This is a genomic window from Photobacterium sp. ABD4_091, from assembly GCF_056160145.1.
Genome location: NZ_JBSWWQ010000001.1, coordinates 131520 through 156735 on the forward strand (window position 1 = coordinate 131520; position 25216 = coordinate 156735).

A 25216-nucleotide genomic window follows, 5' to 3' on the forward strand; every position below is an offset into this window, starting at 1 on the left:
TTCGGGATTTTTCCATTTCTGATCCTATAGTTGTATATGGAAAAGGTAACCTAATAGTCTTATTTAAAAGGCACTCCCTGATGCAATAGCTCAGGCAGTTCGTCTTTGTAAGTCAAAGGAGGCCTTCAACAACACAGGGAGAGTGGGATGAAAAAACAGTTTGCCGCAACAATCAAAGCCAAGTTATATCTCACCAGCCTCTTTCTGATCAGTGCCATGCTCTCCTTCGGTGTGTTCGAAATGCTGTCTTTCACTAAGTTAGACAATCTACAGCTCGCCGCCCAGGAAACGGCACACAGCAGTGCAGACGTACTTACTTTACGCCGCCATGAGAAAGACTTTCTTGCCCGGCTTGACGCTGGATACATAGAGAAATTCAATCAAAAACAAATCGAGCTCAATAGCCGGTTGGCTCAAATCAAAGATATTTTAGGCCAATACAATACTGACCAAAACGGTGCGTTCGAACAGGTTAAACAGTCGCTAGACCAATACGCAAACCAATTTAATATCATTGCCGATCAAACCATTTTACTGGGCCTAACCCCTTCTGAAGGGCTAAGAGGCAATATCCGCTCTGCCGCAAACGATACTGAAGAATTGCTGCTCATCAATGGCCACGAAAAGCTTTACCGACTATTACTGATTTTACGTCGCAATGAAAAAGACTTCCTCATTACGAAAGATCCCAAGCATGTAGAGGTATTTAACAACAACCTTGATACCCTTCTATCAACCTTAGCCATTAGCGATCTATCTACGTCAGAAAAAAGAAGTTTAAGAAGAAGCATCACTATCTATCAAATGATGTTCGACGAGCTGGTTCAAGGCTATACCGACATTGGTCTTAGCTACAATGAGGGGCTTTACGGTGACTTAAGATCCAATATTCAGCGTGTTGAAAACCAAATCGACCAGCTTGAACAGGCAATTCTTAACACGATCCATGATATCCAGTCTCAAGAAAAGATGATCCTTTTCGCCGGTGGTGTTGGTATTACACTCATCATGACACTGGTGCTCATGGTGATCAGCCGGACAATCAGCCAACGGCTCAATACCGTTAACCGTATCATGAATGACATCGCACAGGGCGAAGGCGATCTCACCGTTAGAATGAATGACAAAGGCCAAGATGAACTAGCCCAACTCGGCCGCTCTTTCGACCAATTTACCGGCAAACTTCAAACTATCATCAATAATATTGCCGACATCTCCAAGCACCTCTCCCAGGCAGCTAATGAATCACAATCAGCCGCCTCAGGCAGTTTGGTTAACGCCGAACAACAGCAGAGTGAGTCAGCCAATGTTGCCACATCGGTCAATGAACTGCTGGCCACCAGCAGTGAAATTGCCAGCAATATCAGTGATACCGCAAATGCTGCACAAAGTGGACAGGAAAATGCAGTAAAAAGCCAAGAAATCAGCCAACAGGCTGCCGTTTCTATTGATGCGCTTGCGAGTGAGATCCAATCAGCACAAAATCACATCCAAACACTGGAAGCACAAAGCCAGAATATCAACAAGGTGACCTCCGTTATCAGGGATATCACAGAGCAAACCAACCTGCTTGCGCTAAATGCTGCCATTGAAGCCGCCAGGGCCGGTGAGCACGGACGGGGGTTTGCCGTAGTTGCCGATGAAGTCAGGCAGCTTGCCCACCGCACCCACAGCTCAACACAAGAAATTGAGCAAACTATTGAACAGTTGCTCGCAACCGTCAGCCAAAGTGTGGCTGCCATGGAGCACAGCCAAGCATTGGCTGGAGATACAGTCGCTCACACCAAGCAAGCTAAAGAGGCTGCCGATTTAATCGTTAAGGCTATCACCGATATTTCGGACAGGAGCCTTCAGATTGCCTCGGCCTCTGAGCAGCAAACCGTCGTTGCATCAGATATAGATCAAAATATCCACCGGATTGCCGCGCTCGCGACCGATACAGCGGCCGCCGTCGGTCAAACCAGCACCAGTAGCCAGGGGGTTGCCAGCATGGCCAAGCAGTTGGACTCAGTTGTCGGTCAATTCAAGTACAAGTAATGGCTAGCGGGGCTCAGAAGGCAATGGTGCATCTGAGCTCCCTTCTGTTGTTGCATACAACCGGTAGCAAAGCATGCCCATCAAGACATACAGGGCCGAGCCACCCACTATCACACCTGTCCAGCCAAAATACTGCCAGCATCCAATCAAATAGAAGCCACCTAAACTCCCGCCAGCATAATAGTGGACCAAGTACAGGGCTGTGGCAGTGGCTTTGGCAGTTTTAGCCCGCTGGCTGACCCAGCCATACGCCAAAGAGTGGGTAAAAAATGATCCTGAACTGATTAGCAATAACCCCAGCACCATGGCATAAACCGACTCATACCAGGCAACCCACATCCCCATCGCACTGATGCAGGTTCCCAGAACCATACCCGCTACTGGCGAAAACCGCTGTGTCCAGCTCCCGCTCAATTTTGCCGATACCGTACCACTGAGATAACACAGAAATATCATCGACGCCCAACTCACAGGCACAGAGTAAGGTTCGGCAACCAGCCTGAACCCCATGACAGAGTACAAATTCACAAACAGGGCAAAGTTAACCCCGCCGATCAGCATGGCCTGCCAGAGCTCTGGAGTACGAAGGTGCACCAAGACACTGTAGGTTTGCTGGCGCAGCTGGCCTTTAGCGGGCTTGAAATTGCGCTGCTCAGGCAAAAGGAAATAGATAGCGATGGCAACCACCAAGCTAAACACCGCCATGCAAATCACAGCACCTTGCCAGCCAAACCGCTCAGACAGAAAACCGCCGGAGATCCTGCCGACAATACCCCCCAGTGAATTGGCACTAATATACCCCCCCACTGCTAGCATCAGGGCACGGGACGTAAACTCCTCGGCCATGTACGCCACGGCTACAGCGGCAAACCCCGCCAAGGCTGCTCCCATCAAGGAACGGCTCAAACTGAGCATGAGCAAGCTTTCTGCCGTCAGCATCAAAAAGCCAATCACAGGCAACAAGCTCAGGCTGATCAACATGACAGGCCGCCGGCCAATGCGTTCAGACCATACCGCCCAGGGCACCAGCGTGACAGCCAACGCTAATGTCGCAGCGGCCACCAGCCAATTGACCCGGGTCGCTGACACCGCAAAGTTCTCCGCCATTAATGGCAACATTGGCTGGAATAAATACAGGTTGCAGAAAATGAGAAATGAGCCCAGACACAAGGCAAAGCTGGCTCTTCGATACTCTGTAGTTTTAATGTCTATCATGTCGGTTATCAGCAAAAAGAAATCTGATCCAACCGTAGCAATTAGAGAGGAATAGTGAAAATATATTAAAAATATAGAAGCTATAAAGGAATTATATAGCAAATGGATATTCGTCAGCTCAATTACTTCGTTACCCTGGCTGAAACCGCCAATTTCACCCGTGCAGCGGCCAAACTCCACATTGCCCAACCCGCACTCAGTATCGCAGTCAAAAAGTTCGAAGAGCAATTAGGGATTATCCTGTTCGATCGCAATGAACGGCGCGTAACCCTGACCCCCGAAGGAGAAGTATTATTACACCACGCCCGCTTGATCCTACAGAGTGTGCACGATGCCACCGTGGCGATGGAGGAGCTGAAAGGGCTCACCAAAGGTGAAGTCAAACTCGGTGTACCCAGTTCGTTGGGCTCTTATTACCTGCCTGATATCTTGATGGGATTCAAAAGCCAATACCCTAACCTCAAATTGACTATCGTCGAAGCGGGTACCGAGACTATCCGCCGGATGCTACTGGATAAAGAGCTCGATCTGGGCATTATTCATTGTGACCATATTCCGGAAAGACTCGCGACAGAACACTTGCTGACTACTCAGATGGTGGCAGCAGTCCATCCCGATAATGACTTGGCCACGCTAGAGACTATCGATTTTAAAACCTTCTTCGATCAAGACTTAGTCATGTTCAAGCCCGGGTATTTTCACCGCGAATACATTGACCGCATTTGCCAGGAAAACCACTTCGAGCCCAACATCGCTTTTGAAACAAACTTGTTACCCATGATCTTAAAGATTGTCCGCAATGACTTCGCCGTCACAGCCCTGCTCGACATGGTGACAGAAAACGAGTCCGGCGTTGTTCCTATTCCTTTTGAACAGCCCGTTATCTTGAATATTGCCATCGCGTGGCGGAAAGATGGGTATTTGTCAGTCGCCGATAGAGCCTTTATGGAATATGTAAAAAACAATCGTTAGATGTAATGAGATTTACATTTTGTAACACGGTAAAGAGGTTATTAACGCGCATAGGCAATGTATTACCTGCGCTTAAGTAAATCTGCACAAAAGACAAGCAAAATATAATCATTAACGACATTCAAACATATGATGTTGCGTACCTTTTCATAGCTGAAGCGCAAAATTAACACATTACTCAAAATTCTGTTTCAGATCATAAACTGGTCCGATTATTGTCGTTCCTCCACCTCTTTTTAGGTAAATTTATCGAAAATAATGTGTAAGAAAATTTTATCAATTGACACATTGTTTCTTAATTTTGTGGTTTAAGAGGATTTTTTCCATGTTGGAGCTATTGATTGGTTTGGCAGTCACGGTTGCTGTTGGCTATTTCATCATTAAAGGATACAAGCCTGCGGGCGTTCTACTAACAGCAGGCCTGTTGTTGCTACTCATTACCGGCGTTCTTGGATATAACGTACTGCCTGAAAAGATTCAGGCGACCGGTAACTTCGTCACCGATTCATTAGAGTATGTGAAATACATGCTGCAGTACCGTGGGGGCGGCCTAGGTATGCAGATCATGCTACTTTGTGGTTTTGCATCCTACATGACGCACATCGGTGCCAACAATGTGGTGGTAAAACAATTCTCTAAACCACTTTCAGTCATTAAATCACCATACATATTGCTAGTAGCGGCTTACATTGTCGCGTGTTTGATGTCACTGGCGGTAAGTTCTGCAACTGGCCTGGGTGTACTATTGATGGCCACCCTGTTCCCGATGATGACAGCAATGGGTATCTCTCGCCCAGCAGCCGTTGCTATCTGTGCTTCTCCGGCAGCAATCATTCTTTCACCAACCTCTGGTGACGTGATTGTCGCAGCAGAAAAATCAGGCCTGCCACTGCACGTGTTTGCCGTTGAAACCGTACTGCCTGTTTCTATCTGTGCAATCATCGTGATGGCTGCTGCAGCATTCTTCTGGAATAAGTACCTTGATAAGAAAGAAAATATCGTGATGGAAAAAGTCGATATTTCTGAAATCGAAGTAAAAGCACCGGCTTACTACGCTATCTTGCCATTTATGCCTATCATCGGTGTATTTGCTTTCAACGGTGAAACTATCCCGGGCCTATCTCTGGATATCTACACTATCGTAGTAATGTCTATCTTCATCGGCGCCATCGTTGACTTCGTGACCAAGCGCTTCAAAGGTAAAGAAACACTGGAAGACCTAGAAGCGTGTTACCAAGGTATGGCTGATGCATTCAAAGGCGTTGTGATGCTGTTGGTTGCTGCGGGTGTATTTGCACAGGGTCTGATGTCTATCGGTGCTATCGATAACCTAATCGGCCTTGCAGAAGCAGCCGGTGCCGGTGGCTTTGCCCTAATGCTACTACTAACAGGCCTGACGGTTGCAGCAGCTATCGCGACAGGTTCTGGTAACGCACCGTTCTACGCGTTCGTAGAGCTTGCCCCTGCCCTAGCCGGTAAAATGGGCCTTAGCCCTGCATTCCTTATCATTCCGATGCTACAGGCGTCTAACCTAGGTCGTACGATTTCCCCAGTATCGGGTGTAATCGTGGCAACCTCTGGTATGGGTAACGTTAGCCCATTCGAAGTGGTTAAGCGTACTTCTGTACCTGTGCTATGTGGTCTTGCGACTGTGATCATCGGTACCGTTGCCCTGGTACCAATGTACAGCTAATACAACACTCATCAATAAATACAATTAATCCCGATATGGCATTAGCTATATCGGGATTTTTCTTTTCCGGCCATGTAATAGACCCAGAAAATAAATCAAAACAAAAATATCAGCAATTTTTATTACTAAAGGGAATGCGTAGTATACTAGTAATTATTTGCTTGAATTATCGTCGTTTTTGACAGAAAACTAACGGTAGCCATATTTTTTTACTCTATATTGGCTTTTGACTACGCAACTATTACTCGAACAATATGCAGAATAACCAATCACCTACATCACCCTATATTTCATTGCAGACATTGGAAGTCTCTGTCAATGAATTGACCATTAGGCAAACTCAGACCGGGGCACAAAATAAACTCCGTATTAAAGAGATGGATCTCCTGAAAATCCTTTGCCAAAACTACCCTGAAGTCACCTTGCGAAAAGAGTTGGCCGATACGATATGGGCAGGCACCTACGCCTCTGATTTCACCATCAACCAAACGGTTAATGGCCTCCGATCCAAATTGTTTAATTTGGGCAAAGCCTATATTGTGACGGTGCCAAAGCGAGGATATAAGCTGACGGTTGAGCCGGAATACCATGACACTGAGCCAACGGCTTCAGATGTGAATCAAACACTGGACGCCACGCAAAGCTCAACAGATGATTCCGTGCCTTCACAGCAAGCGCCTTCGATTAGCACAGAAGGCAAGGCCGTTCAGCCTGAGCTGGACAACAAGGCTAACAGTGACGAAAAGCCCTTAACAGGAAAAGAAACACAAGCTGAAAAAAACTCGCTGTCCCACCTCAAGTCAGTGCGGTTTTACCTCTCTGCTTTATGTGCAAGCCTAGCTATCGTTGCCATGCTGCATTGGTTCCTGCCAACGGATACGGCTTATAGCATGGGCGACACAACAATCCTATTCATTCCTGATGATAGTGAAATCGAAGTACTTGAACACTTAATAGAACAACACAATTACCAGTACATCGATAAGGTAAAAGACACACTGTATGGCTGCGACGAGAATCTAGTATGTTCAAAAATAAAACAGTAATTATTCACTTCTTCATTACCATACTGATTTTCTCTGCTGCCTTAATCACAGCGAAAGAAAGGGTCTTGCCAACTTTTAGCCAGCATGAGGGAATGTGGTACACCACGACTGAAAATGGCCTACGGTTTTACGTCGAGCTTAATGGTAATAAAATGAACGTATATGGGCAGGACAGGCAAGACCAGAAATTTGAGGTTAAATACCTCAGCCACTATCAGAAAGATGTCGATGATCGCATCGTGATCCGTCAAATTGACGCTAATGCCGAAGATGCTCGCTTAAAAGACAACCTTGATAAAAACACCAATGTTGTCAGTTCAGTTCGATTAATTCCGGGAGAAAACCGCCTGCTGACCAGTTTCTATAATGGCTATGAGCTCAAGCTATACCGGCTCAAGCCGGTCCAATGATCGCTAGCGACAACGCAACAAATGCTGCTGAGTAACAGCTTATGCGACTCAGCAGCATGACAGCTAGCTAGAGATTGGATCAGTCGTCCCGGCGCTCTTCCCTTCTCTCTTCACAACGTTCCTCTCTGCGCTCTTCTTGGCGTTCTTCCTGACGCTCTTCACGACGTTCCTCACGTCTGTCTTCGCGGCGCTCTTCAACACGCTCCTCATGCCAATCTTCCAAATCCGCCATGGCAATCGGCGAGAAGCTTAAAGCAGCCAATAGACTCCCCATAAAAAACAGTGATTTTTTCATACTATCGTTCTCCAACCTTGTTCGAGAAATTTCTCGGAATGACTTGTTGGAAAACAGTGTGCAGTTTTAAGGATGATGAAACCAATCCAAAATTTATTTTTTATATCAAACAGATAACAAATAAAAAGTGAACTATAAAATAGATAAGATATAAAAAATAAGGAGGCTTAAGCCTCCTTATTATGTAATGCGGAAAACGTTTCTCTCAGGTAATACCCATCGCCAGTTCCATTGCTCTGCAAATCTACCCCTTCTACTAAGTGGATGACTAGCGTTGAGTGCAGCACAATCATTGTGACAGCATTCAAAGTCATTTGTTTCCACTTTTGAAAGGTTGATTCTTGGATACGCCCAGTCTTGACCAAGTAAATCAAAACTACCCATTTGAGTAACGAAAAAATCGTGTACATAGCATCCCAAATCGTTACGCTTTAGCCTATTCAGGGTATCAATGATAGCAGTGTGCTGCAAGCATGTTAACAGCTTTGGTTTTATGAATACTTTATGATTCATAAACTTAAATATCTCCCCCGCACGAAAATCGTGACTCACATCACACTTAAAGTAAGCTAACTCAGGTGACGTTCAAACACTTAGCATCGGCTTCGTTACTGATCTATCAAAATTAAAACCGCACTATACAGAGAGCGGGATTATTATTTAATAATTTTCCTTACTGACATGGGATAATTTCTAAACTGTAGCTATCTTCATTTTCAGTTGGATTTTTATATCGAAGATAACAATTATCATTTTTTAGAGTAGGCGTTGTACCGCTATAAATAAGGTTAGATTTATCTGTAATTATCAGTGCGCCTTCATCTTTCTTTTTCGTAATACCCCAGTCTTTGTCCTCTTGATAGTGTTTATTGATGCCATCGACAAGAGTCGTGATGGTATAGAAGTCTGACTCTGGATAACCGTACCAGAATATACACAGTTCTTTGCCGTCTTTCTCACAGCCTGCAATAGGAATATCAGTTGCAATACTGCCCGCAGTGTTATTATTGGTTGTATATCGACTTTCCAGCCCAGCCATCGTCATTTTGCCATAGCCAATCTCTAACCCAGATACCACAGCACCTTTCAGGCCTTCAAGCGCTGAGTTTCTCGCATCCACTTGTAAATTTAAAAACCGTGGAGCAGCGGTGACAGCTAAGATGCCAAGAATCACGATCACAACCACTAACTCTATCAGTGTAAAGCCATTCTTTTTCATTATTAAACCCATTGAGTATTTACTCTAATGACGTCAATTTAATGGCGAACGAGCAATCAGTCAATCACAATTACACATATCCAGAAAAAATTCGATACCAAATTAGAATTATCGCATTTACCGTATAAGGATATTTATTACTACGGACTAAAGTGAATAAATATCCATTACATTTATTCTGAAACAAATGAAATTTATACGTCACTCTTCTAAATGACTCTTCCTTGGCAGCTGGTGAATCAGCCAATAGCCGATACTCATACTCAGCACAACGGCTGCGATTCCGTACAAGTAGGCGACTTCCATTTCTTCAACATCAATAATAATCACCTTACGGGCGATAGCCATCAGGGCTGTTGCCATGACGATTTTTACGTGAATAACATTTTCACGGAGGTAAATCGTAATATTGATAAAGATTTCGATTGCAATCAGCACTGCCATAAAGGCGCCGAAAGTCGCCAGCATATCTGAGATGGTCAGAATATATTGAGGGGGTGTGATCAGGCGCTGATATAATATCCAGGCGACATCAAGTACGCCCATCACAATAACAAAAACCATGATAATCGAGAGTGCCCTAACAGCCCAGTGGATTACTACCTGCAACTTTGCTGATAACACATCATTGCTGTCTATTTTCATGGTTTTCTCCTCCTTTAACCACCCATCGCTCCAGCAACATTGCATTGAGAGATTCATAATGAAGCTTTTTCTGCGAAGCGCCCTATTCGCCCTCCTCCAATACTGGTGACGTAAAGTCATTGGGTTTAAGAGTAATGACTGAACAATTGATTTCATTAAGCAGCGACTCAGCGGTATTGCCCATTAAAAAACCGGCAATGCCCGAGCGTGATAGCGAGCCCAGTATCACTAAGTCAGTACCTTCATCATTGACATACTGAGGCAGTTTTTGGCGGGTTTCCCCTTCCAATACTTTTATTGAAGTATGAATTGGGCTGTTTTCGTACGGCATCAGCAAAGACCGCAGCCTACCTAGTCGCTCATCCCGCATTTTTTTGGATATAAGCGCTATATCCAAGTCGTCATAGCCGCTCCATTTTCTCAAGAACCCTTCAGAGTCCAACCGCCATGCATGGCAAACGGTAAGGTTGGCGCCGCTTATCGAACAAAACTCAACAGCAAGAGCCAATATCTTTTCATTGAAATCGCGATAGTCTTGGTTTGAGATATCCAAAGCCGCTACGATATTTTTCACTGGCCTTGGCGCTGTACTTATCGACCAGATTGGCACTTCTGACTTACGTATTATGTGAAGAGTCGTACTCCCCCGCTGGCAGGCTTTTTCTTTGGCTTCCCTATGGGTGTCCAAGATCACCATGGTCGCTTGGCTGTCATTTGCCTCTTTGATGATTTCGATAAACGGGATACCTATTCGTATCTTGGTCTGGAATTTGATGTTGGTGTATTCCTGCTTGAGTGCCTGCACCCACTCTTTCAGAATGCCGTGATAAATTTTGGTTGATTTATCAAGTAGATCGAGCGTTGTACATGAGAAACGGGAGATTTCCTTTAACTCAGCCAAGTCCTCAATAACAGTTAGCAGTGTCACCTGGGCTGAAATTTGATTGGCAAATTTGAAAGCCTGATGAAACGAGTCATCAAGCGGCTGTTCTGGCGCAATAGGGATAAGAAGTTTATTGAAACTCATACTGCCTCCTCGGTGCAGAACACCGTCACGGGTGCCTTGCTTGAGGAAAATATGCAGGATTCAATACCTAAAGTATAATTAATATTAAACATGACATTCATAGGCTTTTATCTATACATGTCTCAACAGCACCTCAGATCCCGGCTCGGCAGCATCAGGGGCTTAAGGGTATTCTCAAGTGTGTATGAACTCGGGTCGATTACCCTAGCAGCCAAAACACTAAACTTGACTCAGCCTACGGTTTCCATCCAATTGCGCCAGCTCACCGAGTTAGTCGGCACGCCCTTGTACCAGGTTGTCGGCAAAAAAATAGTGTTTACTCAAGCCGCCGACATACTGGCGACTTACTGCAACGAGCTGTTTGATACCATTGACCGGTTGGAGATTGATTTGGCTAACCTGAGCGAGATAAAAGCGGGTACCCTAAAAGTCGCCGTTGTTACCTCCGCTAAATATTTCATTCCGCATTTATTGGGCAGCTTTTGTGATACCTATCCGTTGGTTGATATCGTGCTGAAAGTCGGTAATAGGCAATCTATCCTAGAGCGATACCACCAAGGTCTGGATGACATCTACTTATTCAGCCATTTAGAACCGCAGATGGAAACCCACTCTATCCAGTTCCTGCCAAATCGGCTCTACCCCATTGCCCCAGAAGATCACCCTCTGGCCAACAAACCCCGCATAGAACCGCAAGATTTATTGAACTACCCGTGGCTATCCAGGGAGCCAGGCTCTGGCACCCGCTACGCTATCGATGCCCATTTTGAAAAGCTCCGCCTCCAGTTCAACCCTAAGCTTGTTATTGAAAGCAACGAAGCCATCAAGCACTGTGTCATTGCAGGTATGGGGCTGGCTATCTTGTCAGAATATGCATTGGAAGATGAGCCCAGCTCAGAGTTAGTGAAACTATCTATTGCCGGATTTCCCATCCTGACCAACTGGCACATCGTCAAAGCACCGCTCAAACACCAGACCCCGCTAAGCGAAGCCTTTATTCAGCATGCAACAGATAAACACACTATTTAGAGGGATATTTCTACTTGATCTTTCCCACAAAGTATTGCGCTTAGCGATGAAGTAAAAAAGATGTAATACACAGCGAACGTGGTAAACTGCTCCCCTTTTAAACACCCTATACTTTTCTCTAGCGCTGGAAGAGACCTCCGCGCTGCTATTTTTTGTATAGGACATAAAATCATAAATGATCAAAAAGGTGGGACGTTAAGTTGTCCCGCTATGCCATATTTTTGAGAAATAAACTGTAAGCAAATGATTTCAGACAAAATTAACGAGTATCCAAAGTACTGGGCGGAATGCTACGGTGACCTGTTTATTACTTGTGTTTACTGGCCTCAAATATAAGCCACTGATTTTTTAATACCTTTAATTTGTCTAAATTGGTTTTTAACGGTTTTCCAACTGTCCCTTTTTTGTCCCCTAGCCAAAATCTCACTCTTTTTGTCCCCTTTTTGTCCCACTAGAACGGTGCTCACACAGTATGCAAACTCCATAACTTTTCCCACTCACCTCAATTAGCCTACAGCAGATACCGATGGTGTTATTGACCCATTGAACCCCCTGAAATTTGACAATGATGGCATTCCGGTAAGCTGGATACATCAACTAACAGAGGGGGAAAGAAACATGAAGCAAATGTATGAGTACCAGGGAATCCAATACTACACACAAGCGTATAGTAACTATGTTGTAGTGTTCGATGCCACTACACATCAGTTCGTTTACCAACTGCATGGCAGTAACCTCAGTGAAGAAGATGTTTACTACTACTTCCTGAACAATTACCTCAAGCAGGATTAGGGACGTTATCAGCTTAACAATACTTCTCAATCATACATGCCGCTGCTAAAAAACAGCGGCTCTTTCGAATCAAAACCTCCCCGGTGTTTAATGTTTATAGCTAAATGAGATGCCGTATGATTGAGTTATTCACGTCAAAGCGACGTTTATGCCGAAGGGCTGATCGGCTGAAAAGCTCAATTATGGATTTTACGGAGACGCATTCAAAAGGCTGGTGCCTTCTTCTCTTACTCACCGAAATTCATCGGTAATTCACTCAACGCGGCAGAAAAGCCATAAAATCACTTAGCTTCAAGCTAAGCTACTTGCATGCTAAACGTCATAAGGTTGGCGAATGATAGCCTCTGCTTTTCCCTCGTCTCTTTTAGAAAAAAGAGACGAGGGATTCACAACAGGCCAGAGCCCAATAATGGTAAGGCTTGAAGATGCATTCCTTGCATCAAACGAAGAACGAAAATGAACGACAGTGACAAATTAGCCGGATCTCGCCACCTAAATACGGAGTGGCCTGAACGGGAAGCAGCCCCATAGCGGTTTGTCATCATACTGTTACTAGCAATTAACTCATAGGCGTTGGGATCGCCATTATCTCCCCTTCACAACAGAGACGCGCCCTCTAGCAATGCGCACCTAACACTTTACTGACTATCTGCAGTTGTGAATCAAAACGACATCTATGGGGGTATGACCTCCCTATTATTCCATTGATAAAAACTATCAAGATAAGCATGAAGCATGTCATTACTGAGGGAACATGACGGGATAAATACCAACCGATTCTGTCATGCTCCTATATTCTAGTTCCCATGTTGCTCACTCGCCTTACACGTCGATATTCATCGATTGTGATTTTTTAATCCTAAGCTCCCTAGTATTGAGTTTTTCTTCCTTCCAGATGTTTTTAATCGTGCCGATACTCACGGTGATGTCATGTTGTTTTAACTCCATCATTAATTGCATTAATGTCGCATGAGGGTTCAGCAGCGTCAGCTCGATAATCTTGTCTTCTGCGTGCTCTGGTATGCGATTCTTACTGCGCTTGAGGGGTTTATTGATGCGCTTTAACCCCATAGGCCCTTCCTCGGCCATTATTTTCTGATAGGTGTAAAGGGATTGGCGGGAGCAGCCAAGGATACGGGCGGCTTTAGAGATACTTCCAAGTTGTTCAACGAGCTCTAATGCTTCTATTTTCCGCTGAACCTCTTTGCCATATTCACTGCATTTTCGGGGCTCAACGAGTTCCGTTATATCGAGCCGACGGTGGCCAAAATAGGCAGAGAAGGTGCCGTCGAACTGACAGCGGATTTCCACCTGTTGGTTGACTATCGAATAACGGATAGGCGAGTCGATAACGTACATCTTGTTATCGAAGCTGAACGTGTGATCTCGCCGTATCTTGCGGTACTCTTTTTGCACACAGATAGTGTTGAGGTCTAAATCATCTGGTAAACGCTTAAAGGCCGAGCGTACGCTTTTCGGCTGAACCATGACGTGTTTTGCCCAGTAGTTTGGGATGAACTCTTCTTGTAGATACCGATTAGCACTTGCCATATCCGTGACTTTGTTTAATCGAAGTTCAGGCACAAGCCGATCTTGGAAGGTATCGAAGGATCGCTCTATACGCCCTTTGCCCTGTGGTGAGTTGGCGAAGATAATCTCGATACCGAGCTCCTCACAGGCACGCTGCATTTGCGAGAAGTTGCTGCGCTTAGGGCCGCCAAAAATACCGGCTCTATCCACGTAAAGGGTTTTGAATATGCCTCGTTTTTCGATATAAGCCCGCATCACTTTCATGCACCCTTCCGTGGTTTCAGACGGGAAAAACTCAGCATGGATATCACTGGTGGCATCATCAATGATGGCAATCAGGCAAGACCGTTCATCACCGAACCAGCGATGGGGGCTACCATCCATTTGCAACATGAGCCCAGGCGATTCCATACGCTCACGATACTTTCGGACTCGGCTTCTGCGTCGCTTGGCACGCTTCACGTGATGGATATCATGGGCCCACGACCGCAGGGTTTCACGTTTGATTGAGAGTCCTTCATTCTTCGCCAGGAGCTCTGATAGGTGTTGCAGGTTGAAGTCGTAATACTTGGTCTGGATGAGGTTTTGCACCTCTTTCTTGAGCGACTCTGGGATTTTATTAACAGGAGCACGGCCTTTGTTGCCATGAATAACGAATTGAATGCCTTCTTTCCGATAACGGTTCAAGTAACGTTCGATTGTTCTGCGTGACTTGCTGAGCAAGGTTGCGGCGCTATTGATACTCATTCTGCCGTCGATAACTTTGGCAATAATATCGACAGTGAACTGGGATTTGGAATCCATGTAGAACATCCTTAGCACCTTTTAAAGCTCCATTAATTACTTTAAAAGGTACGCTAAATGAGTTCCGTCAAATTCCCTCGGTAGTTAACGTAATGACAAAGTCGCTTGGTAGTTAACATACGACAGAATCGCTTGGTGATCACAAGATAAGCATGAAGCAGGCTAACTCAAAATGGACAGAATGTGAGTCAGTGCTTGACTAAATACGAGGGTGATAAATTTGCTCATGTATGACAAAACACCTTACTAGTAACTATCTATTTAACTCATAAACAGTCGAGCAATTTAATGCTGCAGGCTGCCCTGTATCCATATGGGGCAACTGTTAAAGACTTTAATAGAAGCTAAGTTTCTTCAAACTTAAATGGGATAATGCGTGTTACGACTATCGATGTAGCACACCCATAAATCATAACAATACGGATAGCTTATATGAACAAGCGATATTCTCTACAAACCTGTATTTTAATGAAATTTCAAAACGCCATTTCATTAACCACCTAACTATTGAGTATATCAATCACAAATATGACTTAACTTTACGGCTTTATATCGACATCCATCTCAATTTTGAATGTATAAAACAATATTCCAACGAGAAGTGGTATTTTTGATGGTCCTTATGGCACTTAGGATTTCACAGGACTTTTGAGTGACCATTTAATTACTCGATGGATTGGACAAATATGATTAAACACTTAAGCTGGAATATCTTCTCCAAAACTTATGTACGCGAAGTCATACATTCTATCCGTGTCGGTGTATTTCTCCCCCCTTTTGCCCTGCTGGGACTGAGCGTGATAGCGAGCGCCAAGGATCCACAGAGCTTTTTTGATGTCAGTGCCACCCTCAATAACTTCATTCTTGATAATTTCTCTGGCTGGTTTTCGATAGCCAGCTTACTTATGGTTGTATTAAGTATTCTGATCTTCTTCAGCCCCTTGGCATCCATACGTATCGGTGGCCCTGATGCCTCCCGCTTACTGAGCCCATTCCGCTGGTTGAGTATTACCCTTTGCACGACAACCGCCACAGGGATGCTTTTTTGGGCCTGTGCCGAGCCGCTATTTCATTTCAGTGCCCCTCCTCTCGCTATGGGGATTGCCGAGCAAAGCCCTGAAGCCATGATGTTTGCCCTATCGACGATGTTTATGCATTGGTCCTTTACGCCCTTTGCAATTTATACCGTTCCGGCATTGACGTTTGCTCTGGTTTTTTACAACTTGCATGGCCGTTTCTCAATCAGTTCATGCCTGAGTCCTCTTTTAGGCAGCAACAAAGCTATCCAATTAGGTGGCGGAGTAGATGCACTGGCTCTGTTTGCCATTTGTTCGGGTATGGCAGCCTCATTAGGTACTGGGGCGCTTGTTCTAAGTGGCGGCGTAGCAACGCTTAGCAACCACACCGTCACACCTTTGCTGCTAGGGTTAGTCACACTGGCCATTGTATGCTGCTTTGTGGTTTCTTCGCTTTCTGGATTGCAGCGAGGTATTGCAAGGTTGTCCGGGCTGAATACGGTGTTCTTTGTGTGCATTGCCCTTATGGTTCTTTTTTATGGCCCCAGCAAAGCCTTGGTGCAAAACGGTGGCAATGCGCTGATTGAATATGCTACGCAATTTGTACCGAGAAGCCTCATCAGCGTACTTCACCCGGATGATAGCTGGGGGAAAAGCTGGACAGTTTTCTATTGGGCCAACTGGCTGGCATGGGCTCCTATCATTGCCCTTTTCCTGGGGAAAATTGCTCGAGGTTACACTGTTCGCCAGTTTTTGATCGTTAACTTACTATTCCCGGCCATTTTTTCCATCGCCTGGATGAGTATTTTTTCTGGCTCGGTACTTCACTTGAGCCTCACTGACGGCAGTTTTCTTACCCTACTCCATGAGCAGGGAGCAGAATCTATTATATACGCTTTATTCGATACCCTACCCCAATCGGGACTGCTACAAGTACTGTTTATTTTCATTGCATTCCTCGCCTATGTAACGGCTGCGGACTCCAATACTGAGGCAATCGCATCCCTTTGCGTGAAAGACGAGGAACAAAGCCCAGTGACCAAAAACGCGATGAAGGTAATCTGGGGAACCGGGATCGGCGGTATAGCCTGGTTCATGACAGCCTTTGTCGGCATTGATGGCATCAAGATGATGTCAAACCTCGGGGGGCTTCCCGCCTTAATCATTATTACGGCCACCATGGGCTCACTAACGATATTACTTTATAGGTCGTATACAACACCGAAAAGCCTAGCTTCCAACGCATATTAGCGAGATAAACATGAATTCTACAATCAACAAACCGCAAATCATTGCAACTGTCAAAAACCAAGGCGATCTCGATGCAGCGCTGCAATCACAATGCCAAACAATCTTCATTCTATTTGGCAACATCTGCAATATTGGCCGTATCGTCAATCAGGTAAAAATGGCGGGAAAGTCAGCCTTTGTCCATGTCGACTTTCTGGAAGGGGCAGCCAACAAAAATATTGTTATTGAGTTCTTGAGCATCGTCAGCAAAGCTGACGGCATCATTAGCACCAAGTCCAGCATGATCAAGGCAGCAAAGGCGCATGACCTGATATCCATTCAGCGCATCTTCATGATCGACTCAATCACCTACCACAACATCGATCAGCAAGTTGCTCAAAGCAAACCCGACTGCATAGAACTGATGCCTGGTGCTATGCCTAAGGTTATACGCTGGGTGACAGACAAAGTTAACATACCGGTTATTGCAGGCGGACTTGTGTGTGATGAAGAGGATGCTCTGGCTGCTTTCAAGGCCGGCGCAAATGCCATATCTACGACGAATCAGCAGGTCTGGGCACTCGCGGGGACTGGCTGTAAAGTGAAGTGAAGTGAAGTGAAGTGTTTTTTATGGATTTATTCGCCACATTCAAAAGTATGCCCCCTATCACAGAACATCCTGTCCAACGTGATATAAATAGTATCAGTTACTTATAGAGATTAAAGAGAAAAGTGACTCTTGGCATGGCCAGGAGGTACTTTTCTCTTTTTTTTGTGCCCTAGAAAATAATAAGAGGTTGATATGCGCATCGAAGACTTTTCTTTGGATTTTTTCTCACTCCACGGCAAAACAGCCATCATCACGGGAGGCAACACTGGACTGGGCCAAGCCTACGCACTAGCTCTAGGCAAAGCCGGTGCTAAATTGTTTATCCCTACGATCATGGAAGAGGACGGTGCCTGCAAAGTGCTGTTCGAACAAGAAGATATCGAAGCCGAGTTTATGACCGTTGACATTACTGCTGACGGTGCTCCTGCCCGTATCGTACAGGCATGTATTGAACGATTCGGTAGATTGGATATTTTGGTCAACAACGCCGGTATTTGCCGCATCAACGAAGTACTGGACTTTGGGCGTAAAGACTGGGATCCGATGATCCACGTCAACCTAACGGCAGCTTTTGAGCTCAGCCATGAAGCCGCAAAAATCATGATCCCTCAGCGCAGCGGTAAAATCATCAACATCTGCTCGCTATTCTCCTTCCTTGGCGGTCAATGGTCGCCAGCATATGCTGCAACAAAACATGCACTAGCCGGTTTTACCAAGGCCTACTGCGATGAACTGGCACAGTACAACATTCAGGTCAACGGGATTGCACCTGGTTACTACGCGACAGACATTACTCTCGAAACACGAAGCAACCCGGAAACCAACCAGCGAGTGCTTGACCACATTCCAGCCAACCGCTGGGGCGAAACCCAAGACTTGATGGGCTCCGTGGTCTATCTGGCTTCCAAAGCCTCAGACTATGTGAACGGTCACCTGGTCGTTGTAGATGGCGGCTATCTAGTTCGCTAGGTGTCTTATCTACACCAATTGTGGCAATACCATGCCGTAACCAATACATAAGATATTGATCAAAAGGAATTAAAATGTTAAACCGTGAACAAATCGTCGCCCACCTAGTTGACATACTCAGCCCTGATCAGGTGATCACCGATGAGGCTGTGCTCAAGGAAAATAGCCATGACCGCTTCCATAAACTGCCTAGCATTTTTGGGATCTACACACTTCCGCTACCCGCGGCAGTCATAAAGGTGCACAGCACCGATGAAGTAAGCCGTGTACTCTCCTTCATGAACGAGCATGGTGTAAATTGCGTGCCGCGTACTGGCGGTTCTGCGACCGAGGGCGGGCTGGAGACCATCATTGAAAACTCGGTGGTTATCGATGGTTCATCCATGAACAAGATTGTCAGTATCGACCCAGAAAACATGCAAGCAACCATTCAGTGTGGTGTTGGCCTCGAAGCGCTGGAAGAGCAAGTACGCGAGTACGGGCTAACAACCGGTCACTCACCGCAATCTAAGCCCCTGGCACAATATGGCGGCCTGGTCGCAACCCGCAGTATCGGTCAGTTCTCTACCCTTTATGGGGGTATCGAGGATATGGTGATGGGGTTAGAAGCGGTATTACCTTCCGGTGAAGTTACCCGTATCAAAGATGTCCCCCGCCGTGCCTGCGGTCCCGATATCCGTCATATCATTATTGGCAACGAAGGCGCACTTTGCTATATCACAGAAGTCACCATCAAGCTGTTCAAGTATATGCCTGAGAATAACCTTTATCTGGGCTACCGACTTCAGGATATGCGGGAAGGCTTCAAGGGGCTTCGCGAAGTGATGGCCAACGGCTATCGCCCTTCCGTTGCCCGTCTTTACGATGCGGAAGATGGCCGCCAGCATGGTTTTGACCAGTTCGCACCAGAACAATGTGTTCTGATCTTTATGGCTGAGGGCCCCAAGGGCATTGCTAAAGCGACAGCAGAAGGTATCGATGCAATTGCTGCCGGCCTTGAAGGCTGTGAACGTGTTGACAGCGCGATTATCGAAAACTGGTTCACCCACCTCAACTGGGGGCCGGAAAAAATTGAAGCCGAGCGTGAGTTCATTCGCAAGCATATGAATATGGGCTTTACTACCGAGGTCTCAGGTAACTGGAGTTGTATTAACAATATCTACGAAAATGCATTGCGCCGGATTCATGAGGAGTTCCCACATGTTGAAGATCTAACCATGCTCGGTGGTCACTCATCTCACAGCTACCAGACGGGAACCAACATGTACTTCGTCTACGATTACAATGTTGTCGACTGCGAGCCAGAAGAGGAAATCAACAAATATCATATTCCGCTCAATGCGATTATTGCCGAAGAGGCCATCAAAGCCGGGGGCTCCATGGTTCACCATCATGGTATCGGCAAGCACAGAACTGAGTGGACAGAAGCAGAACATGGTTCTGCCTATCGCCTGCTTACTGGCCTGAAAAAAGAGTTCGATCCCAATGGGATTATGAATACCGGAACAATCTTCCCGCTAAAATAATGCAGGTTCTGGTATGCGTAAAGCTGCTTGCTGAGGCCATGTGGCAGGCAGCTGCCCCTATGATAAAACAGGAGACAGGTGCCCAGTGCACCCTGTCTTCTGACGCCTCTTTTACCCTCAGTTTTAATCCCGTTGATGAAGGCGCTCTAGCGCTGCTGCTGGAAGCCAACCAATCCCTTCAACTCAATATGGCAGCACTTACTATTGCAGACCAGCGTGGTGATGCTCTTCTTCAACGACTAATTGCCAACGGTTACCATCAAGCCATACGCATTGAGCCCCCCCACTGGCCACTGGAGTTTGCCCCGCGCAGTACAGCAACAATCATCGCAGATTTTGCCAAGCAGCAACAAATCCCATGGATCGTCGTCGGCCCCGAGCAAGGCGGTGCTGAGAATCATGAGACAGGCTTCTTACTCGCAGAGTTACTGGGCTATCCCTGCATACAGGATGTTGTGGAAATACAACAGATGAGCCACACAGAAGTAGAGTTATCTTGCCTGCACGGTAATATCCGGCAACGATACAGAGTAAACGGCCCCTCGGTATGGATTGCCCATCGCAGTGTCGCCCAACGTAGCCTACCGGTGCCTACATTGATGGCTCGAATGAAGTCGAGAAACCAGAAGATTATCCACCACCCCATGCCGCTGACAGCACCAGTTGAAGAAGGGCGCACAGTCGACCTCCAGTGGATTGCCGAGCCTGATTCATCGTGCCGTTACTTTTCGCCTGATGACATTGGCACCCTAGTTTCCGAAATAAGAAAAGCCGTTATCCAAAGGAGCTGAGATGAGTAACTTGCCTTGTGTTCTGCTATTTCTCGATGAAGCCCCCGACGCAGCTGGACAACTGCACGAATGGCAAACGTGCGCAGAGCAAGGTCGTTATGGGGAATGTATTCAAATTTGTATCGGCGGCTCAGAACGACCTCTCGGCTGGCCAAACTGGCCTGATCCTGTCAACCAACGCCTCTACTTTCACTGTGAGCAGCCTCTGTTTCCCGACAGTTATATTAACAACCTCGAGAAGCAGCTGCACATGATCGGCCCAGAGCGAATCCTCATTGCTGCCGGTTCCCTAAGCACTCAGCTTGCCAGCAGACTCGCCCTGCGGCTGAATGGCTGCACCGTGCGTAATTTGGAACCAGCCAACACAGTCTTGCCACAACGGTTCATTAATAACCAACAGATCAAACTCACCCTCACTCCCCAGATGTACCCGATAACAATGACGGTGGCGGGGACCAATGACACCCCTTCGATGTCTGATGGTTTTGAGTACACGCATCTCATCAACGATGAACAAACTAGTGATATCGCTCCCCTAGAAACCACCGACACCCCGACTGCAACACCAACAGAGAAAGCATGTGCCATCGTGATCGGTCAAGGGGTGGGGTCACGAGAACAGGTAGAGAAAATAAAACTGCTCGCGCAACAGATAGATGCATCAGTTTATGGTTCCCGACCGTCCATCATGAACGGCTGGCTTGCACCACAGGATCTGGTTGGCGCAAGCGGCCAGCATATCTCACCACAGCTCACTATCGTATTAGGCGCATCCGGAGCCAGTGCATTGAAGGTCGGCATTATCGACAGTAGATGTCTGGTTGCCGTCAACAGCGATCCCTGCGCCTCTATTTTCAACTGGGCTAATTTTGGCTGTATTGCTGATATCGAAGACTTTGTTCCAGCCCTCACGCCACATGGCCTAGCAATTAAGGAGTCATTATGAACTCATCCCATTTTGAGTACTGTGTGTCCCCACACCCCACCGTACCTGAGTCGTACCTACGTGATGAGTCCCGGTTACGCGGCAATGCAACGGAGCTGTACTTCGCAGACAGCCCATCATCCATACAAGCATTGATCACCCAGACCCAAAGCTCATTTACCGTGCAAGGTGCCAGAACCGGGTTATGCGGCGGTGCCGTGCCCAGTAGCTGTGCAATTATCTGTACTGAACAAATGACACAGGTATGTGATATCTCTGAAGATGACGCTGGTCTATTGGTCAAAGTCGAAGCGGGAATTAGCCTATATGCGCTAGACAAAGCTTTGTCTGAACTAGATCAGCGTTTTCCCACTACGAACGGTCAGGCTTGGTGTTGGCCACAGGCTCCATCGCAACAAGACGCAACGCTGGGTGGGGTCGCCAGCAACAACGCCAGCGGACTGTATGCTCATCGTTATGGTTCTGCGCGCACTGGGATTGAGGCTGTGGAGTTGGTAGATGGATTGGGTCGTATTCATCAAATCAGGCGAGGACAGTACCCCATCACAGAAGGGTTCGCAAAACTCCCGGATGGCACATCGACTGTCAATGTTAACGCCCTTGAGTTAGCTAAGGGCAGTTGCCTGCTTGACGTGCTGCTCGGTTCCGAAGGCCGCTTCGGGGTCATTACCCACCTCTGGCTCCGCGCTGTACCCAGAGCCAGTCAACGCTGGGCATTACTTGTGCCCTTTGCCTGTCTTGATCATGCCGGCCATTTTATCGACAACCTGCGGAGTAGGAGTGATAGACAGCCTGAACTTGCTTGCGCCGAATGGCTGGACAATGCAAGCCTTGAGTTGCTAGCTAAAGATCCCCAATGCCGCTTTGCCATTCACCTTAGCCGAAACATAGAGTTATGGCAGCAGGCTTTGTACATTGAGCTCCATGCCGAGCAGGAGCAACTTCTGGAAGCATTCGCCGAGCAGGTCATGCTATTGGTGGAGGAGATTGGTGGTGAGCCAGAACAGATCCTCGCCAGCTGTACAGCAGATGAATTTGAAGCACTGCAGCAATTGAGAGTACGTCTCCCTGAGCTAGTGAATAGCCGCCTCGACCTCTTCCAGCAGATAAAGCTGGCGGTCGATTTCCCCCTTACAGGAGAGATGGAGCAATGTTTACCTCACGTAACCGAAGCTGCAAGAGCTAGCGGCATTGAACACTATATCTTTGGCCACGCCATGAGTAACCATATGCACATAAATTGGGTTGTGCACAACGAGCAACAACGCAAACAAGCTCTCACACTCATCCGCCAATGGGCTAACGACAGCCAGAAAGCCGGCCTACCTTTGATCGGCGAACATGGTCTGGGCCAAATCAAGGCTGAGCAGCTACCGGAGGACGCCTTGGAAGGGGTACAGCGTTGCTGGCGGGAATGTAAAGCTTACTTTGACCCTAAAGGACGCTTTCATGCTTGATATTGCAGGATTTAATCGACGCATAGCCGTTTGCATAAAACAAGTTCCAAGTACACAGTTCAGTTCCAGTAGACAGGAAACCCGCCAACTGGATCGCCAGGCTGGATCAGCAATTCTCAACCCACACGATGCCATTGCTCTGGAAACAGCGCTGCAACTGAAAGACTCTCTGGGAAGCCGTGTTGTAGCCATTTCAATGGGTCCCCCTTACGCCAGTACGATTTTACGCCAGGCGATTGCTCTGGGAGCCGACGAGGGAATATTGCTCAGCGATCCCGTATTTGCAGCAGCAGACGTCCTCGCTACCAGCTACACCCTAGCACAAGGAATAACCAGTACCGGACCATACGACCTGATAATATGTGGCCGCCAAAGTACTGATGGAGACACCGGTCAGCTAGGACCTGCTCTGGCTGCCCAACTAGATCTGCCTTATGCCTGCGGTGTAGAGAAAATTGAGGCAGAACCACCTTATTGGAAGGTAAGCCAGGCTCTGACCCTGCAAAGCCAGATACAGCGACTACCCTCGCCAAGCCTAGCTGTTGTACACAAGAATGAGCAGGGGCTTCGCCCTGCCAGCCTAGCACAGCGCTTACGAGCACAACGTCAGCCGATTAGTGTTCTGACATTGGCCGCATTGCCGGACAGCATTGCGGATCACTATGGTTACTATGCTTCCCCGACCCAGGTCGAGCGGGTTTACCAACCCCGGCAACGGCGTAATCCCACCTTACAAAAGGGTGAGGCTACCAAGCTAGCCCTGTCTATTGTATCGCAATGGGAAGGAGAGTAATGTTAGGAATTATTGTCGACAGTAAAGGGTGTGACGGTTGCAGCGACTGCCTGAATTCCTGCCCTTACGGTTCAATCAGCATTACAGACGGCTATGCCCAAATCGACAACACCTGTCAGTTATGCCGAAAGTGCCTACCAGCTTGCCCGAAGCAACTGATACAGATCCCACAGCGCGTCCCCGATGAGGGTCTGGATGAGTGGAGGGGAATATTGGTCTATCTACAGCTGCAACCAGAAGGGATAAGCACCGATAGTCTACTATTACTCCAACAAGCACACCAGCTTGCCGAAGTCCGCCGTGAGCCCGTTTGTGCCGTTGCGATTGGAACTGAACTATCTTGTTATCGCCAACAGTTAGCCTCACTCCCTGCTGAGAGCGTACTGTGCTATTTCGATCCAATCTTTCGCGACTTTGACGGACAAAATTATGCTAAAGCGTTGCTTGACGCCTGCGAACACCTGAAACCGAATGTAGTTATCCTACCGTCAGGCCTGGAGACTCGGGCTGTAGCGCCGTGGGTCGCGACGAAAATGAAGACGGGCCTTACCGCCGACTGTACTGAACTCAAGCTACGACGCAATGGTGATCTCGTACAGATTCGTCCCGCTTTTGGCGGTACGGTTATGGCACGAATCACCACCCCTTTCACTCGGCCACAATTTGCTACCGTGCAGGCAACCCCATCAGAAGAGCCAGCAGTGAATATGCCCAGAACAGCCCCTCTGATTGAGCGAAAGCTATCGTTAACCCCTATTGATGTCGTGACGAGCTCACTAATTAGTGTCCAGCCTGCCCGCCAACGGTTTATTATCGCAGGAGGAGGCTTGAAACAAGTACAAGATCTGCATGACCTACAAGTGCTTGCCGACAAGTGGCAGGCTGAACTTTTGGGCACAAGGGTATTGATTGATCGGGGCTGGCTTCCGTCGCATAAACAGGTCGGCCTTTCCGGCAGGCGTATTCATGGCTCCAAGGTACTGTGTGTTGGCGTATCCGGCAGTATTCAGTTTCAGGCCGGGCTTGGGAAGGTGGATCACCTAACCGTAATTAACAACGATGAACATGCACCTCTTTTGCAACGTGCAGATTTAGCCATATGTAGTGATCTTTATACGGTTGTCGAGCAAATTCATCACTTGCTGACATAAGATTGTAATATCG

The 25216-nt window shown here is 47.0% G+C and carries 22 protein-coding genes; 16 read left to right on the forward strand and 6 right to left on the reverse strand.

All coding sequences use genetic code 11. The features are described 5' to 3' along the window. Positions 1 to 147 precede the first annotated feature (147 nt). On the forward strand, positions 148 to 2037 hold the full coding sequence (locus ACXAGQ_RS00500) for a methyl-accepting chemotaxis protein (protein ID WP_475250864.1): 1890 nt from the start codon (positions 148 to 150) through the stop codon (positions 2035 to 2037). Between the two features lie 3 nt (positions 2038 to 2040). On the opposite strand, the gene ACXAGQ_RS00505 is transcribed toward ACXAGQ_RS00500, so the two are convergent. Next, on the reverse strand, positions 2041 to 3252 hold the full coding sequence (locus ACXAGQ_RS00505; protein ID WP_475250866.1) for an MFS transporter: 1212 nt from the start codon (positions 3250 to 3252) through the stop codon (positions 2041 to 2043). Between the two features lie 102 nt (positions 3253 to 3354). Here ACXAGQ_RS00505 and ACXAGQ_RS00510 point away from each other — a divergent pair, with 102 nt between their 5' ends. From ACXAGQ_RS00510 to ACXAGQ_RS00525, 4 genes are all read left to right on the forward strand, one after another. After that, a complete protein-coding gene (locus tag ACXAGQ_RS00510) occupies positions 3355 to 4224 on the forward strand; it encodes a LysR family transcriptional regulator (RefSeq protein ID WP_475250867.1) in 870 nt (289 codons plus the stop codon). Between the two features lie 325 nt (positions 4225 to 4549). Next, entirely contained in the window at positions 4550 to 5917 is a 1368-nt protein-coding gene (dcuC, locus tag ACXAGQ_RS00515; protein WP_475239880.1) for an anaerobic C4-dicarboxylate transporter DcuC, read from the forward strand. 254 nt (positions 5918 to 6171) lie between these two features. Next, complete coding sequence (locus ACXAGQ_RS00520) at positions 6172 to 6963, forward strand: winged helix-turn-helix domain-containing protein (RefSeq protein WP_475250869.1); 792 nt, start codon at positions 6172 to 6174, stop codon at positions 6961 to 6963. Continuing rightward, a complete protein-coding gene (locus ACXAGQ_RS00525) occupies positions 6942 to 7373 on the forward strand; it encodes a hypothetical protein (RefSeq protein ID WP_475250871.1) in 432 nt (143 codons plus the stop codon). Before ACXAGQ_RS00520 ends, ACXAGQ_RS00525 begins: the two co-directional genes overlap by 22 nt. A gap of 79 nt (positions 7374 to 7452) precedes the next feature. Here ACXAGQ_RS00525 and ACXAGQ_RS00530 read toward each other — a convergent pair whose 3' ends face one another. The 4 genes from ACXAGQ_RS00530 to ACXAGQ_RS00545 form a co-directional block, all read right to left on the reverse strand. Beyond that, the gene (locus ACXAGQ_RS00530) at positions 7453 to 7635 is read right to left on the reverse strand and encodes a hypothetical protein (RefSeq protein ID WP_475250873.1); all 183 of its coding nucleotides are present in this window, start codon (positions 7633 to 7635) and stop codon (positions 7453 to 7455) included. 706 nt (positions 7636 to 8341) lie between these two features. Further along, positions 8342 to 8887, reverse strand: coding sequence for a prepilin-type N-terminal cleavage/methylation domain-containing protein (locus ACXAGQ_RS00535; protein ID WP_475250875.1), 546 nt, complete (start codon positions 8885 to 8887; stop codon positions 8342 to 8344). A 201-nt stretch (positions 8888 to 9088) separates the two neighbouring features. Continuing rightward, positions 9089 to 9532 carry a phosphate-starvation-inducible PsiE family protein gene (locus ACXAGQ_RS00540; protein ID WP_475250877.1) on the reverse strand — a complete coding sequence of 148 codons (444 nt, stop codon included), beginning with the start codon at positions 9530 to 9532 and terminating at the stop codon, positions 9089 to 9091. An 82-nt stretch (positions 9533 to 9614) separates the two neighbouring features. Then, the gene (locus tag ACXAGQ_RS00545) at positions 9615 to 10559 is read right to left on the reverse strand and encodes a universal stress protein (RefSeq protein WP_475250879.1); all 945 of its coding nucleotides are present in this window, start codon (positions 10557 to 10559) and stop codon (positions 9615 to 9617) included. A 117-nt stretch (positions 10560 to 10676) separates the two neighbouring features. Here ACXAGQ_RS00545 and ACXAGQ_RS00550 point away from each other — a divergent pair, with 117 nt between their 5' ends. Together ACXAGQ_RS00550 and ACXAGQ_RS00555 are read left to right on the forward strand one after the other, a co-directional pair. Continuing rightward, complete coding sequence (locus tag ACXAGQ_RS00550; RefSeq protein WP_475250881.1) at positions 10677 to 11588, forward strand: LysR family transcriptional regulator; 912 nt, start codon at positions 10677 to 10679, stop codon at positions 11586 to 11588. A 618-nt stretch (positions 11589 to 12206) separates the two neighbouring features. Next, positions 12207 to 12380 carry a hypothetical protein gene (locus ACXAGQ_RS00555; RefSeq protein WP_475250883.1) on the forward strand — a complete coding sequence of 58 codons (174 nt, stop codon included), beginning with the start codon at positions 12207 to 12209 and terminating at the stop codon, positions 12378 to 12380. Positions 12381 to 13202: 822 nt separating this feature from the next. On the opposite strand, the gene ACXAGQ_RS00560 is transcribed toward ACXAGQ_RS00555, so the two are convergent. Further along, positions 13203 to 14723: an ISNCY family transposase gene (locus tag ACXAGQ_RS00560; protein ID WP_475250885.1), complete on the reverse strand. Its 1521-nt coding sequence runs from the start codon at positions 14721 to 14723 to the stop codon at positions 13203 to 13205. A gap of 677 nt (positions 14724 to 15400) precedes the next feature. Between ACXAGQ_RS00560 and ACXAGQ_RS00565 the strand changes: the two genes are divergently transcribed. The 9 genes from ACXAGQ_RS00565 to ACXAGQ_RS00605 all read left to right on the forward strand — a co-directional run bounded on the left by ACXAGQ_RS00565 (position 15401) and on the right by ACXAGQ_RS00605 (position 25203). Continuing rightward, positions 15401 to 16981: a BCCT family transporter gene (locus ACXAGQ_RS00565; protein WP_475250887.1), complete on the forward strand. Its 1581-nt coding sequence runs from the start codon at positions 15401 to 15403 to the stop codon at positions 16979 to 16981. 10 nt (positions 16982 to 16991) lie between these two features. Continuing rightward, positions 16992 to 17570, forward strand: a complete 579-nt coding sequence (locus ACXAGQ_RS00570; protein ID WP_475250889.1) for a glycerol-3-phosphate responsive antiterminator — start codon at positions 16992 to 16994, stop codon at positions 17568 to 17570. Between the two features lie 192 nt (positions 17571 to 17762). After that, entirely contained in the window at positions 17763 to 18539 is a 777-nt protein-coding gene (locus ACXAGQ_RS00575) for an SDR family oxidoreductase (RefSeq protein ID WP_475250891.1), read from the forward strand. Between the two features lie 74 nt (positions 18540 to 18613). Next, entirely contained in the window at positions 18614 to 20065 is a 1452-nt protein-coding gene (locus ACXAGQ_RS00580) for an FAD-binding oxidoreductase (RefSeq protein WP_475250893.1), read from the forward strand. 59 nt (positions 20066 to 20124) lie between these two features. Then, entirely contained in the window at positions 20125 to 20856 is a 732-nt protein-coding gene (locus tag ACXAGQ_RS00585) for a hypothetical protein (RefSeq protein WP_475250895.1), read from the forward strand. A gap of 1 nt (position 20857) precedes the next feature. Continuing rightward, positions 20858 to 21802, forward strand: a complete 945-nt coding sequence (locus ACXAGQ_RS00590; protein ID WP_475250897.1) for an FAD-binding protein — start codon at positions 20858 to 20860, stop codon at positions 21800 to 21802. After that, the gene (locus tag ACXAGQ_RS00595; RefSeq protein ID WP_475250899.1) at positions 21799 to 23259 is read left to right on the forward strand and encodes an FAD-binding oxidoreductase; all 1461 of its coding nucleotides are present in this window, start codon (positions 21799 to 21801) and stop codon (positions 23257 to 23259) included. The genes ACXAGQ_RS00590 and ACXAGQ_RS00595 overlap by 4 nt, the downstream gene beginning before the upstream one ends. After that, positions 23252 to 24052, forward strand: coding sequence for an electron transfer flavoprotein subunit beta/FixA family protein (locus ACXAGQ_RS00600; RefSeq protein WP_475250901.1), 801 nt, complete (start codon positions 23252 to 23254; stop codon positions 24050 to 24052). Before ACXAGQ_RS00595 ends, ACXAGQ_RS00600 begins: the two co-directional genes overlap by 8 nt. Next, on the forward strand, positions 24052 to 25203 hold the full coding sequence (locus ACXAGQ_RS00605; protein ID WP_475250903.1) for an FAD-binding protein: 1152 nt from the start codon (positions 24052 to 24054) through the stop codon (positions 25201 to 25203). Before ACXAGQ_RS00600 ends, ACXAGQ_RS00605 begins: the two co-directional genes overlap by 1 nt. Positions 25204 to 25216 lie beyond the last annotated feature (13 nt).